The sequence below is a fragment of the Mycobacterium sp. URHB0021 genome, assembly GCF_054057895.1.
In genome coordinates this window covers 205,004-218,110 of the sequence record NZ_JBSRZT010000001.1, presented here as the reverse complement: position 1 = coordinate 218,110, position 13,107 = coordinate 205,004, and the positions used below count along the sequence as shown (strand labels likewise).

The 13,107-nt window shown below is 64.0% G+C and carries 12 protein-coding genes and 4 pseudogenes; 7 read left to right on the top strand and 9 right to left on the bottom strand.

What is annotated here, in order from left to right:
* Positions 1-24 precede the first annotated feature (24 nt).
* The 4 genes from ACVWWN_RS00990 to ACVWWN_RS00975 all read left to right on the top strand — a co-directional run bounded on the left by ACVWWN_RS00990 (position 25) and on the right by ACVWWN_RS00975 (position 3,029).
* Positions 25-414: a RidA family protein gene (locus tag ACVWWN_RS00990; protein ID WP_457142213.1), complete on the top strand. Its 390-nt coding sequence runs from the start codon at positions 25-27 to the stop codon at positions 412-414.
* 103 nt (positions 415-517) lie between these two features.
* On the top strand, positions 518-1,183 hold the full coding sequence (locus ACVWWN_RS00985; protein ID WP_457142212.1) for a nitroreductase family protein: 666 nt from the start codon (positions 518-520) through the stop codon (positions 1,181-1,183).
* Between the two features lie 540 nt (positions 1,184-1,723).
* A complete protein-coding gene (locus ACVWWN_RS00980; RefSeq protein ID WP_457142211.1) occupies positions 1,724-2,104 on the top strand; it encodes a nuclear transport factor 2 family protein in 381 nt (126 codons plus the stop codon).
* 7 nt (positions 2,105-2,111) lie between these two features.
* Positions 2,112-3,029 carry a TIGR03564 family F420-dependent LLM class oxidoreductase gene (locus ACVWWN_RS00975; protein WP_457142210.1) on the top strand — a complete coding sequence of 306 codons (918 nt, stop codon included), beginning with the start codon at positions 2,112-2,114 and terminating at the stop codon, positions 3,027-3,029.
* 216 nt (positions 3,030-3,245) lie between these two features.
* Here ACVWWN_RS00975 and ACVWWN_RS00970 read toward each other — a convergent pair whose 3' ends face one another.
* Both ACVWWN_RS00970 and ACVWWN_RS00965 read right to left on the bottom strand, forming a co-directional pair.
* Entirely contained in the window at positions 3,246-3,512 is a 267-nt protein-coding gene (locus ACVWWN_RS00970; protein ID WP_457142209.1) for a hypothetical protein, read from the bottom strand.
* 375 nt (positions 3,513-3,887) lie between these two features.
* Positions 3,888-4,064: a hypothetical protein gene (locus ACVWWN_RS00965; RefSeq protein ID WP_457142208.1), complete on the bottom strand. Its 177-nt coding sequence runs from the start codon at positions 4,062-4,064 to the stop codon at positions 3,888-3,890.
* Between the two features lie 710 nt (positions 4,065-4,774).
* Here ACVWWN_RS00965 and ACVWWN_RS00960 point away from each other — a divergent pair.
* Positions 4,775-5,020: a hypothetical protein gene (locus ACVWWN_RS00960; protein WP_457142207.1), complete on the top strand. Its 246-nt coding sequence runs from the start codon at positions 4,775-4,777 to the stop codon at positions 5,018-5,020.
* A 189-nt stretch (positions 5,021-5,209) separates the two neighbouring features.
* Positions 5,210-5,687, top strand: a pseudogene (locus ACVWWN_RS00955) (helix-turn-helix domain-containing protein); the annotation flags it as partial.
* Between the two features lie 17 nt (positions 5,688-5,704).
* Here the strand turns inward: ACVWWN_RS00955 and ACVWWN_RS00950 are convergent.
* The 5 genes and pseudogenes from ACVWWN_RS00950 to ACVWWN_RS00930 form a co-directional block, all read right to left on the bottom strand.
* A pseudogene (locus ACVWWN_RS00950) lies at positions 5,705-5,899 on the bottom strand (hypothetical protein); the annotation flags it as partial.
* 50 nt (positions 5,900-5,949) lie between these two features.
* Positions 5,950-6,255, bottom strand: a complete 306-nt coding sequence (locus ACVWWN_RS00945) for a transposase (protein ID WP_457142206.1) — start codon at positions 6,253-6,255, stop codon at positions 5,950-5,952.
* Positions 6,256-6,443: 188 nt separating this feature from the next.
* Positions 6,444-6,872 (bottom strand): class I SAM-dependent methyltransferase, encoded by a 429-nt coding sequence (locus ACVWWN_RS00940; RefSeq protein ID WP_457142394.1) that lies wholly within the window; start codon positions 6,870-6,872, stop codon positions 6,444-6,446.
* 66 nt (positions 6,873-6,938) lie between these two features.
* Positions 6,939-8,083 (bottom strand): IS3 family transposase gene (locus ACVWWN_RS00935; protein ID WP_457142205.1). Its coding sequence is split into 2 segments (ribosomal slippage): positions 6,939-7,816 and positions 7,816-8,083, totalling 1,146 coding nucleotides; the frame shifts between segments, so codons are not numbered across the junction.
* Positions 8,084-8,142: 59 nt separating this feature from the next.
* Positions 8,143-8,340 (bottom strand): hypothetical protein, encoded by a 198-nt coding sequence (locus tag ACVWWN_RS00930; RefSeq protein ID WP_457142204.1) that lies wholly within the window; start codon positions 8,338-8,340, stop codon positions 8,143-8,145.
* A gap of 139 nt (positions 8,341-8,479) precedes the next feature.
* Between ACVWWN_RS00930 and ACVWWN_RS00925 the strand changes: the two genes are divergently transcribed.
* A complete protein-coding gene (locus ACVWWN_RS00925) occupies positions 8,480-9,442 on the top strand; it encodes a DUF389 domain-containing protein (RefSeq protein ID WP_457142203.1) in 963 nt (320 codons plus the stop codon).
* Between the two features lie 877 nt (positions 9,443-10,319).
* Here ACVWWN_RS00925 and ACVWWN_RS00920 read toward each other — a convergent pair.
* Together ACVWWN_RS00920 and ACVWWN_RS00915 are read right to left on the bottom strand one after the other, a co-directional pair.
* A pseudogene (locus ACVWWN_RS00920) lies at positions 10,320-10,990 on the bottom strand (winged helix-turn-helix domain-containing protein).
* Positions 10,987-13,057 (bottom strand): annotated as a pseudogene (locus ACVWWN_RS00915) (DUF4118 domain-containing protein); the annotation flags it as partial. The pseudogenes ACVWWN_RS00915 and ACVWWN_RS00920, both read right to left, overlap by 4 nt.
* Positions 13,058-13,107: the final 50 nt, after the last annotated feature.

Sequence of the window (13,107 nt, the reverse complement as noted above, 5' to 3'; positions counted from 1 at the left end):
CCAACCCCACCAAGGAGTCTTGAGATGACAACCATTACCCCGATCCTCACCGGAGTAGCCGCTCACATCGGCCGCTACGCCGACGCTGTCGCCGTATCCGGCGGTGGCACACGGATTTTCGTTTCCGGAACCCCCGGGCTACGCGAAGACGGCACCGTGCCCGAGGACTTCACCGACGAAGCGCGGCAGTGCTGGGCCAACGTCGAGAACGCGCTCGGCAAGGCCGGCGCCAAGCTCACCGACATTGTCTACATGCGCCAATGGCTCACCAGCCGTGACAATGTGTCCGCCTACCTTGCGGTGAGCAAAGAGATCATCGACCACCAACCCGCCGCCCATCTCAGCATCATCGACGGGCTGGTGTGGCCCAACCTGCGGGTGGAAGTCGAAGTCACCGCCGTCCTGCCGGCATGAGCGATCCGAGCGCCATCACCGTCCGCCGCATCGACATCGACGTACCTGGTATCGGCGCGCCCCTAACGGGTTCGGTTGTCCACCAGAAAGGACGCCTGAGGTCATGAGCGATTACCCGGTCGTCGACTTGTCCACCGACGCACTGCTGACCACGACCCGCTCGGTGCGCAAACGTCTCGATTTATCCAAACCTGTTCCGATCGGCCTGATCCGGGAATGCCTCGAGATCGCGGTGCAGGCACCGACGTCAGCTAACGTGCAGAACTGGAGCTTCATCGTGGTCACCGATGCCGAACAGCGTCGCGCAATCGCCGATGTGTACCGCCGCACATGGGACTTGATCGTCGCGTCCCCGTTCGCGGTCGCCGACCGATTTAAGGACAACCCCGCCCGCAACCGGGAGCAGCGCAAAGTGTCCGACAGCGCGGCCTATCTCGCACAGCACATCGGCGAGGTCCCGGTCTTGATGATCCCGTGCGTCGAGGTCATCGACGGTGATGGCACGCTGACGGGCGAAAACGCCAACCAGTATTGGAGTTCGATCATGCCTGCCACGTGGAGCTACATGCTCGCCGCGCGCTCTCGGGGCTTGGGAACCACGTGGACCGGGGTGACCATAATGGCCGACGACGAGATGCGGGCCATCCTGGGTCTGCCCGACAACGTCTATCACGCCACAACCATCCCGACCGCCTACTACACCGGCACACAGTTCGGCCGCGCTAAACGGATTCCGCTCGACAACGTGCTGCATTACGACCGGTGGTGAGCCGCCTATCGAAGGCGGCCCGCGGGGCGTGTGCGCAGTAATTGTTCACCCGCTGAAAAGAACGACACCATGACCATCCTTGCGGCCGGCGCCTCCGGGGTATCGGCCTCGATGCGGCCCGGAAAATGCGGCGGTGGAATAATTTCAGGCGCGACACACTAGCGATCCGCCGCATTTACCTGTAGGGCACTCCTACCGTTGCCTAGCTGTATTGCATGAGATGCGCCGTGGCCCCGTGAGAGCCCGACGCGCGCCAGCGCAGCCTTTTCCATTCACGCGTCGGTTCCTTTGCGGTCGATTCCTCACCGCGGGTGAATAGGTGGTTGGGGTGATGACAGCTCACCCGGCCTGGCCGCAGTCTCAGTACTGGCAGAACCCGGTGCGATCGTCACCACCAATGCGCGACGCCCCAGCTGAGCCTCACGGGTCGTCGATACGAAGAACGGCGTTCGAGTAGGAGACGTCAGGAGAACCAGAAGCGAACCGAAACGACATCCCGCGTGCAGCGAAAGCCGAACCGCACAGAAAAGGAACAAGAAAATGAACGACACCAAGCAGTCCGCCGAAGATCTGGCGATCCTCGAGAAGCTCAACCTTGACTACGTGCACTCCGACCAGTTCAACGATGTCAAGCGCTTCAGCGAGTTCCTCGCTGAAGACTTCATTGTGCAGACTCCGGGCGTCACCCGGAACCGTGATGAGTTCCTCGACTACATCGCTAAGCCGCGTCCCTTCAAGGATCTCGCTGTGCACGACGTCAATATCCGCATCCTCAGTGACGTTGCTCTGATCCACGCCCGCGCCACATACACCATGCTCGCTGATGGAGTGGTCCAAGAAGCGCTCTACACAGACACCTATCAGAAGCGCGACGGCACCTGGGTCTGCGTCGCCGCCTGTGCGATCGCTCCGGGCGCATAACCGCACTATGCCGACTGGAATCGTGTTGTTTCCCAACCCGCACGCAAGCAATCGTGTCGATGACGTGGTGGCGCAGGCTGCGCGTGCGTATGACCTCGGCGTCCAACAGGTCTGGCTGAGCCAGCAACACGATCATGACGCGATCGCGCTCGCCGCTGTGGTTGGCGCGGCCGTACCGGGGCTGGGTGTCGGCACGTCGGTGGTGCCGATCAACCCGCGTCACTCGCTGATCGTTGCGTCGTTAGCACAGACGGCGCAGGCCTCGTCGCACGGCAACTTCAGCCTCGGATTGGGTCTCGGCGCGCACGCCCCGGAGCGGCAGGCCTTCGGGACGTCGTGGCCCAACACGATCACACGCCTTCGTGAGCACTTGACGGTGCTGAGGTCGATTTTTGATACCGGAGCGGTGGACTTCAGCGGCAGCGAGATCAGCGCACAGCCCGGATGGCCGGTGCGGGTCGCCGGTGGCACGCCCGTCCCGGTGTTCGTGGCCGCGATGGGCCCAAAGGCGTTGCAGGTCACCGGTGAGCTGGCCGATGGCACCCTGCCGTATCTCGCCGGTCCGCGGACCATCGCCGAGTTCATCGAACCGGTTATCGCGAAGTCGGCAGCCGTCGATGGACGGCGCAAACCCAGGATCATTGCAGAGGTGCCCGCAATCGTGTCCGATAACGTTGGTACAGCAGGGGATTTCGCGGCTGAGCAGTTGAGCTACTACGAGGCCAATCCGTCGTATCAGAAGGTGATTGCGCGAGAGGGTGTCGCTAGCGCAGCAGACCTTGCCGCGGTGGGTTCAGCGGAAGCGGTCAGGTGGCAGCTTCAGAGCTATCTGGATGCGGGGGCGATCGATGTGGTGCTGAGCGGACTGGCGTGGGCGGGTGCCGCTGCGGCTGAGGAGCTTTGGGCTGTCGCCGCCTCGCTCTGACCGACCGGGCCGGCTAGTTTCCCCCCAAGAAAATTCGGCGGCTAACACGTCAATTGCAACTCTGAAAGGTTTCGTCATGAAGATAGTGGTCATTGGCGGTAGTGGGCTAATCGACGCACGCCCCATCGACCCTGAGGACCGTGCAGCCGCATTGCTTCGGCGATGTCTGGCGGCAATGTGCATCGGCGATGACCATTTCCGCTGGGGATGGGTCGATCAGTCGGCGATGTTGCCTACCTGGCCGGCAATGCGAGACAGACGCCGTTGAGTGTGCAGCGGCTGTGGCACGAGCATGATCATTAACGTCGATTCGTTGCTAGCCAACAAATCTAGTACTTCCTCGCCGCGGACGAGGGTAAAGGGGATGTCCTTGTCGGCGCGCGCGCGAAGGCGCGTCGATAGCACCGCTATTTTCGTGTCCGGCGGGATTCTGGCGGCGAAGTTGGTCTGCCACCCGGCAGCGTCGTCGCGGTCTGTCTGCAAAACGGGCGGTTTCGTGTGTTGGCTGCATGTCGCGTGTGAGGCGCCGCTGCAGGCATGTGCTGCCCACCGGTCGGCGCCAACCCAGGCCTTCCGGCCAAGCCAGTTGCTGCGTGATGGACGAACGGAAGTTTCGCCGACCGAGTTTGCTGACGAACTCGTCCCGCCGCAGCTGGACGACTAGTCCGCGGCTATGACCCACGTCGCAATCAGCGCTGCATATAAGGGATCTCGTTTACGCCGCCTTGCAGCTCCACACCCCCCGCGCAGCTTTCCACCCCGAAATACGCACGGAGCGACGCCATTGGATAGCGGTGCATCGGTGACGCAGCAACATCGTTCGACTTGGCTGCAACAGAGGCCGGTGTGATCTCTGGCTCAGTTGGGTTCGACGGGGTAGTCGGCGGGCCGCGCCGGCTTGAAATTCTGCTCGGTGATGCTGCCGAACGGGCCGTACGGCGGTAGCTCCCAGTCGGGGTCCTCGAGTTTCTCCCATTCGAAAGTGTCGATGTCTTCGAACCCGAGGCCGTCCGCGCCATGGAACGTCAAAATCACCTGCACGTTGGTGAGGAATGACTGTCCTTTGGTTGGGGTTGTGAAGGCTCAAGCCAGGCCAGCAGATTGACGCGAGGTAATCTTCGCAGGCGGCCCACCGTCTTTCCAGGTCGCGTCGCAGGGTGGCTACTTGCTCAGCGATCTGTTCGTCCGAAATCGGTTGGGCCGGCTCATCCGAGGCCTCGTAGCCCATTGACCGCAATACCGAAACAGCCTGCCACGCCGTCACCGGATTCGGTGGGTTGGCTCGTAGTCCTTCGTTGCGCTCCTGCAACGACTTCTCCTCGATATCCACCAAGGCGGCCAACATGTCATCGCCACGAAGGAAGGTGCGCGCGTGCCCAATTACCTCGGCGGTAACCAGGATTGGCGGTGGTCCCCCCGGGATGCCCAGAAACTGTTCTCGGATCCCTGCCATATGTGGGCGGTCGAGGACGGTTGTGACGCGTTTCAAGTGGTACAACTCGACTTTGGTATTGCAGCCGACCTTGCCAAGTGCTTCGCACTCGGCCAGGCGTAGCTCCTGGTTGGTCACGAAGGCGACGCCTACGGGCGTGGGCGTTTTCGACTTGGCTTTCTCCACGTCGGACGTGAGTTTCACCGTTAGGGTGAACCTATCTGTAACCGTGGGATTACGACTCGACGAACCTGCGTTGATATAGGTGGTGGCGAAGTCCGCCGATAGTTTTATGGCCTAGAGGAGGCCGACCATGCGAACCAAAATCCCAGTTTTGACAATCCTCGCGACGGCAGGCGTGTCCGCCGCGATCGCGATGGCACCGATCGCCACGGCGGCACCACAGTGCATGAGCGTTGCCCCCAGCACGACGCAATGCCAGACCAACGGCAGCTCTTCAATCGTCACCTCGCCCCAGCAGCACAGTTACTACGGCGGCTTCGGGCCGTATGGCGGCGGGTTGGTCATCGGTCTTGGTGGCATCGGCTTGGGCTGGTAACCCGGCGCCCTAGACGTATGGAGGCTGACGGCGGACAAGGCCTCGGGCTGCAAAAGGACCCGGGTCGCCTTGGGCGGGTGAAATAGTCGCCGGGGTAGCGCCAAATGTGCAGATCAGAACGACCCGCCTCGTCACAAGGTCAATCGCGCTGTCCGTCGCGTCCTAGGAGCGCGCCCGGCGGTCGGCTGGCGCCCGGCGTCCGCGCCGCATCGCGAGGTGGTCCGAGCGCGGGCGTTGTTGATGGCGGCCGACGGTCGGGCGAACACGGCGATCGCGGAATCGTTGTCGGTGTCGCCGGGGTCGGTCAGCAGCTGGCGCGCCCTGTTCGCCGAGGAGGGGCTGGTCAAGTCCGCCCAAGTCCGCGAGGGCCGGGTCGCAAGAAGACGATCCGCCAGGACAAGATCGATGAGATCGTGGATCTGAGACCGAACTACCGTCCCGAGGGCGAAACCCATTGGAGCTGCCGGACCATGGCCGCGGCTACCTGAGTGTCGAATCGACTGTGCAGCAGGTGTGTTCGGCGCGTGGCCTCAAACCGCACCGGGTCGAGACGTTCAAGCTGTCCAACAGATCGGGTGGAAACGACGCAGTCGGATCAACCACAGTGGTGCGCACCTTGAACGTGCGCGGGCTGATCCCGGCCAGCCCGATCTCGGCCATGATCTTGGCGACCGTCCTTTCTGAGACCTGCTCGCCGCCGGCACGAAGGTCGGCGGTGATCCGCGGTGAGCCGTAGGTCCCGCCGGAGTCGCGGTGATGGTCGATGATGTTCACGGTCAGGTCGGCCTTCCGCTGCTCTCGATCAGTCAATTGTGTGGTTACCGAACGCTTCGCACGCTTGTAGTAACCGGAGGTGGACACCCCCAGCAGTCGTGCCATTCGGGTGATCGCGGTGGTCGCGCACTCTGCGGCCATCAGCTCGAACCGGTCTACTTCGGTTGGCTGGCGGCAAAGTACGCCGAGGCTTTTTTCAGGAACGCGATGTCCTTCTCCTGCTCGGCGACCTGCTTGCGCAGCCGCGCCAGCTCGGCGCGCTCCGCCGGCGTCAACGGCACGTCCTGACGAGTTGCGGCAGCCTCCACACGGCGGCGCTCCTCAGCAACCCACCGTCCCAGCAGACCCTCGTTCACGACCAGCTCGCGAGCGACCTCAGCGATCGTGCGCCCGGAATCGATCACCCGATGAGCGGCCTCGACCTTGTACTCGGTCGTGAACGACCGGCGGGTTCGGGACATGGTGACATCCTTCCAGCGAGACCATTCATCCCGCTATCTCGATGTCCACCATTCGGGGGGAGCCTCAAACAGCAGGCTGATGCCGTAGCTGGCCACAAACAGCGTCCACGGCGCGACGCTCAGCCCACTGGATTCCACGACGTCACGCACCAGCACACCAGAGACCGAGATCGGCGAGAACGCATTGATTACGCGTGTGTGCGTTTACGCACGAGGTAGTTCCAATACACAACCTTGTCGCCTTCATCGACATAACCGAGCGTCTTCTCCGACCTCAGGATCTCGAAGCCCGACTTGACAATGACCGGGCGGATCTCCTTCGCGTAATACGACTTGAGTCCGTCCTTCTCATAGAGTGCACTCTTGTGCGGGACAGTGAATCCAAACAGACCGCCTGGAGCAAGCTTGTCGTGCACCTGTCGCAGCAGCACGTGCGGATAAATGATGTACTCCATGACTCCAAGCATCACGGCGGCGTCGAACGCGTCATCTTTGACGCGCCAACGTGATTCGAGGTCTTGCTGGATGACCTTCTTGTAGGGCAGCCTCCGCGCTCGTCGAACCATGGCGCCGACGCCGTCGATGCCTGTCACATGATGACCCTGTTCGAAGAACAGCAGCGACTGGCGAGTCCCCGTTTCTTAGTCCACCCGTTTCTAGAGTCGGGTTGGTTTGATCCAGATTCAGTTGATGCTGCAGGCCACCGGGGTGTGGGTGCACCTGCAGACCGCAGCGTACTCAGCCGGCGTGCGGTAGCCCAGCGCCGAGTGGCGGTGTCGGTGGTTGTGTTCCTCCTTGAAGTCGCCGATGACCACCCGGGCCTCGAGCAGGGTGTTCCAGTGGTTGCGGTTGAGGCACTCCTTGCGTAGTCGGTTGTTGAACGATTCGATGTGTCCGTTGTTCCACGGCGTTCCCGGCGGGATATACGACATGCCCGTCTTGCCGTCGCAGAACTGTTGCAGCGCTTGAGAAATGAACTCCGGCCCGTTGTCCATCCGCAACACCTTCGGCGGCCCGCCCGCCGCCACGAATACCTTCTTGAGCTCGTCGACCAGTCTGTCGGCGGTGATCGACCGTTCCACGATATCGAGCAGCGAGACCCGGGTGTGTTCGTCGATCATCGAGGCGATCTTGATCGCCTTGCCATCGATGGTCGAGTCGAACTGGAAGTCGATCGCCCACACCACGTTCGCGGCGTCGGCCTCGACCGGCGGGATCGACGACACCCCGGCCCGCTTACGCGGACTGTGCACCCGCACCTGCAGGCCCTCCTCGCGCCACAGTCGATGGATCTTCTTCTTGTTGACCTCACGGCGCTCGTCGTAACGCAATGCCGCCCAGGCACGGCGGAACCCGTGACAGGGATGTTTGGTGGCGTAGGCGCGAAGCCAGGCCCGCATTTCGGTGTCGGGATCAGCGGGGGTCTGCGCCTGAGGAAGGCGGCGGCAGGTGGAGCGGGCTAGCCCAACGGCTTTGCACGCCAACCGTTCCGACATACCCAACGTGGTGGTGAGCATGTCGACGGCGCGGCGCTTGGCAGTTGGGCTCAGAATTTTCCCTTGGCGACCTCCCGCAGGGCGTCTTTGACCAGCTCGGCTTCGGCCAGCAGCCGCTTGAGTCGGGCGTTCTGCTCACGCAGTTCTTTGAGTTCCTTGGCGGCGTCGGTGTCCATCCCGCCGTAGGCGCGGCGCCAGTTGTACAACGTCGCCGCCGACACCTCAAGCTCAGCGGCGATCTCCTCGCCGGTCTTGCCCTCCGCGGTCAGCTCATCCGCACGGCGCAATTTGCGCACGATGTCCTCCGCGGAATGCCGCTTCCGACCAGCCATACGTTTCATCGTCCCTTCTGGCCCGACATCGGGCCACAGGACTCTAGAACTTGCTGGACTCATTCAGTGGGAACACGCCACGACGACAGCCCCGTGCCGCAGCCCAGATCGAGGATGCGTGCTTGCCTGTCGCCCAACGCATCGATGATCTGCCGCGGGATGTCCACATACGCGGTGTATCCCATGTTGTCGCGCAGCTCGCGATCATATGTTTTCGCGAGATGCCCGTAGATTTGTTGCACCGAGGAGAGCCGCATCAGCGAACGTTATCCCGGCACGCTGACCACCCTTCAGTACGGGTTCGGATCAAGCGACCGCGGGAGGGCGGCTGACGAGACCGATTGCGGCTCTGCGGCAACTACATCGAAGCCCGGATGTTCGGCGCACACTAAGGCAATGTTGCAGTTGCGGATTCTGTCACCTAACCGGTTGACCGACGACGTGGTCCAGATCCTTGAGGACGACCCGTCCGTGAGTGGCCTCGCCGTGGTGCGGGGCGCCGCCGTCCGACCACCCGGTGACCTGGTGTTGGCCGACATTGCCCGTGAAGGCGCAAACGACGTCATTGAGCGGCTGCGCGCTGCGGGCCTGCATCGCGCGGGCACGATCGAGATCCAACCGGTATCCACCTGGCTATCCAGTGGCGGGTTCGACTGCGAATTGAAAGCTCCTGGCAGCAGCGCGGACGCGGTGGTGTGGGCCGAGGTCGCACAGCGCTCATACGAGGAAACCGAACTCAATTGGACCTACTTGACCTTTCTGACGCTCGCGACGGTGATCGCCGCCATCGCCATCGTCCTGGATTCACAGATCCTGGTGATCGGCGCAATGGTCCTGGGGCCCGAATTCGGGGCCATCGCGGCTCTCGGAGTCGCATTGGTTCGGCGCAGACCTGCCCTACTCGCGCTTGCCACCCGCACCCTCATCTTGGGTTTCATCGTGGCAATCGCCGTCACAACGGTTCTCGCCCTGATAGGGCGGGCACTGGGTTGGATCACCCTTGACGATGTGATCGGGCCCCGGCCGGCCACCGCCTTCATCTACACCCCGGACAAGTGGTCGTTTATCGTCGCGATCATCGCGGCGACGGCCGGAGTGCTGTCACTCACCTCGAGGAAGTCCGACGGATTGACGGGCGTCTTCATCTCGGTGACCACGGTGCCGGCCGCCGGCAACATCGCGTTGGGAGCAGCATTTGGCGTCGGAGCGGAGATCTGGGGCAGCACCCTGCAGCTGCTGGTCAACGTGTCCGGTATGGCGCTGGCCGGTTGGGCCGCACTGGCGCTGCAGCACGCGGTGTGGTCGAGGGTGTCGGTTCGCCGGGCGAAGGCCATGATCCGGCCGAAGCGAATGCTGTGACGCGGCTCCTCGGACACCACCAGTTGAACCGCTTCCGCTGCAATGGCTTTCCCCGGGTCAGCCACCCCGCGACGCGAACAACTCGTCCTGATTGGTCAACCCCGACCGAGACGTTTGAGTATCAAGCGTCTTTGTGGCTCAGGCCGTCAACTGCATTTGCCACAATACCGTCGCCGTCGGGGTCTAACTTGGACCCAGCGGGATAACGTTGCCAGGAATAGATGCGCCGCGGTCATCGCCGCGAGGATACCGCCGCAACACAATCCCTGCAGGCGGGCGCAATCCGTGCCAGTGACCTCCTGCACCGCGTCCAACGCGCGTCCAGGACCGCACCAGTAAGTGTCGAACCCCCACGTCTGCTGTTCGGCAATGCGATTGCGCCACGAGACGGCGAACACCTGCACGCCTTGGCGCACATCCGAACACAACTGTCCACCGTCGCCTAGGTGGCCAGGTAGGCCTGCATCGTCCGCTTGAGTAATGGTTGTCCTGCCACGCCGGGTCAGTGAAGCGCTTGTCGCCCTTGGCCGGAGCAACGTCGAAACGACCCCCGGCAATGGAGACCAATTCCCGGCCCCGTGAGGCTGTCCCCGACGCCGCCGGCGTAGCTTCCCGGCCAGGCTCAGCGCGAATCGGCTCCGCGCAACGTGGGCATCACCCGCTCGGCCACGCCGACGGCCGAACTTGTCAGCAAGTCCAACGGTGCGGCGAGTTCGTCCGCGCCGACCGGATTCGTGGCTCGTTATGCCGCGTCGAATGCGGGTGCCCGTGTGATCACGCGGGCGAGCAGGGCCCGTTCGTCGGTTCGCCGATGGGGCGTAGCTTGTGGTCGGGTCTGATGTCTCGCGCGAAGGCGGTACTCGACGCTGAGGAGACATTACTGGTGGAATCGGTATCCCATGCCGGCTTCGGTCGGCAGGTGGACCGGGTGCGACGGGTCATCTTCCAGCTTGCGACGCAGCCCTGCAGGTAGACCCGCAGATAGTGGGTGTCCTTCGCATACGCGCGTCCCCACATCTCCTTGAGTAGTTCCTCGCGGCCCACCAGTTTGCCGCGGTTGCGCACCAGCATCTCGAGCATGCCGCACTCGGTAGGCGTCAGGTGCACCTCCGAGCCGTTTTTGGTCACCTTCTTCGCCGACAGCTTCATTGTGAACGACGACGTTTCGATGACCGGCTCGTGGGTGTCGGAGGCGGCCGCGCGTCGCACGGCGGCGCGAAGTCGGGCCAGGAACTCGTCCATCCCAAAGGGTTTTCTCACGTAGTCGTCGGCGCCGGCGTTCAGGGCCTTCACCATGTCGGAGGAGTCGGTGCGCGCCGCAGCACGATCACCGGTATGGTAAGCCAGCAGCCCAGGCCAGGCGAGCACTTCGTTCCCGAGACATATCGGGCAGGCCGAGGTTCAGCACGATGACGTCGGGGCGGTGGTCGGCGGCCGAACGCAGCGCATCGGTTCCGGTCGCGGCGCCTCGGAGCCGCGCACCGACAGGTTGATTCGCAGCGCCCGCAAGATCTGCGCCTCGTCGTCGATCACCAGCACCCGGGTCATGGCGCGCGGTCTTTTGCCGGCGCGGCTAGGTCTATTTCGGCGGTGAGCCCGCCGCCGGGAGTGTCGGTGACGGTGACGGTGCCGCCCATGGCTTCGACGAACCCACGGGCGACCGAAAGGCCCAGTCCGACACCGCTATGGTGTCGCGGTCGCCGAGCCGTTGGAACGGTGCGAACAACTGCTCCTCGGTGCCGCGGGGGATGCCGGGTCCTGCGTCGACGACGGCGATCAGCACGCGATCGCCGACGCGGCCGGCGGTGATGCGCACCGGGCTGTCGGGTGCGTATCGCAGTGCGTTGTCGATCAGGTTGGCCAGTACCCGCTCCAGTAGACCGCTGTCGGCCATCACCACCTCGTCGTTGACCTCGACCTTGACGCGGTCGAGTCCGGCACGGCCAAACCTGTTGGTGCCCTTACGGATTCCCAGTAGTGCTCGTTGCACGGTTTCCTCCAGGTACACCCGGTGCAGTTTGGGTCGCACCACGCCGGCGGCCAGCCGCGACGAGTCCAGTAGGTTGCCGACCAGGGCGGTGAGCTGGTCGAGGGACTCCTCGACGGTGGCCAGCAACTCTGCGGTGTCTTCGGCCGAGATGTCGACGTCGTCGCTGCGCAGGCTGGACACCGCGGCCTTGGCGGCCGCCAGTGGTGTCCGCAGGTCGTGGCTGACCGCCGAGAGCAGTGAGCTGCGCAGTTCGTCGGCCTGCGCGATGACCTCGGCCCTACCGGCCTCCTCGGTCAGCTCGCGCTGCTTGACCAGACCCGCGGCCTGCTTGGCGACCGCGGTCAACACGCGGCGGTCTCGGGCTGGCAGTTTCTTGCCGGCCATCAGCATCCAGAATTCGTCGTAGCCCACCTCGATGGCGGTGTCGGCGGTGTCGATCTCCACACACGGGTCCTCGCCGACACCCGCGACGATCGTTGCCCCACCGGGGCTTTCGCGCAGCAGGCTCACCGCGTGCTGCGAGTAGGTCTCACGGACCCGCTCCAGCAGGGTGTTCAGGTCCGCTCCGTGCAGCACTGATCCGGCGAACAACGCGAGCAGTTCGGCCTCCTGCGACGCACGCCTGGCTTCCCGGGCGCGGCTTGCGGCGCCGTCGACCAGTGCGGCGACGGCGACGGCGACGAGCAGCAGCACCACGATGGTCACGGCGCTGTCCGGTTCGGCGATCGTGAAGGTGTGCCGCGGCTCGACCAGGAAGTAGTTGAGCAGCAGCGCGGAGAGCACGGCAGACAATGCGGCCGGTGCGACGCCGCCCAGTAGCGCCACCACCAGGACCCCGATGAAGAACAGCGCGCTTTCGCCGCCGACGCCCAGGAACCGGTTAAGGAGTCCGACGATTACCGCGCAGATCGCCGACGGGACCACTACCGCGGCCAGCCACGACACCACGTGCCGTTGTCGGGGCGAGGTCGACGACCACGGGAAGCCGCGGCGGGCCTCCTCGTGGGTCACCATGTGTACGTCGATCGTTCCGGAGCGCTGCACCACGGTCGCACCGATGCCCTCAGCGAAAATCCAGGCCCAGCGCGACCGGCGGGAGGTGCCGAGGACCAACTGTGTGGCGTTCATCTCGCGAACGAAATCCAGTAGCGCCGTTGGCACGTCGTCGCCGACCACGGTGTGCAGGGTGGCGCCCAGGCTGGCGGCCAGTTCGCGGACCCTGCCCATCGCCGGAGCGGATACGCCGGCGAGTCCGTCGCCACGAACGACGTGCACCACCATCAATTCGGCGCTGGACTTCGACGCGATGCGCGATGCCCTACGCACCAGGGTCTCTGACTCCGGGCCGCCGGTGACCGAGACGACCACGCGTTCGCGCGCCTCCCAGGTTTCGGTGATCTTGTTGTCGGACCGATATTGCTCAAGGGCCGCATCGACCTGGTCGGCCAAACCACAACAGCGCGAGTTCGCGCAGCGCGGTCAGATTGCCGGTGCGGAAGTAATTGGGACAGCGCCGCATCCACCCGCTCCGCAGGGTAGACGTTGCCGGGGGCGAGCCTGCGGCGCAAGGCTTCCGGCGTGATCTCGACGAGCTCGATCTGGTCGGGGGCGCGAACGACCTCGTCGGTTCCGTCGTCGAAACCCGCGCGGTATCCCGGCGGGGGAGCGGCCAATA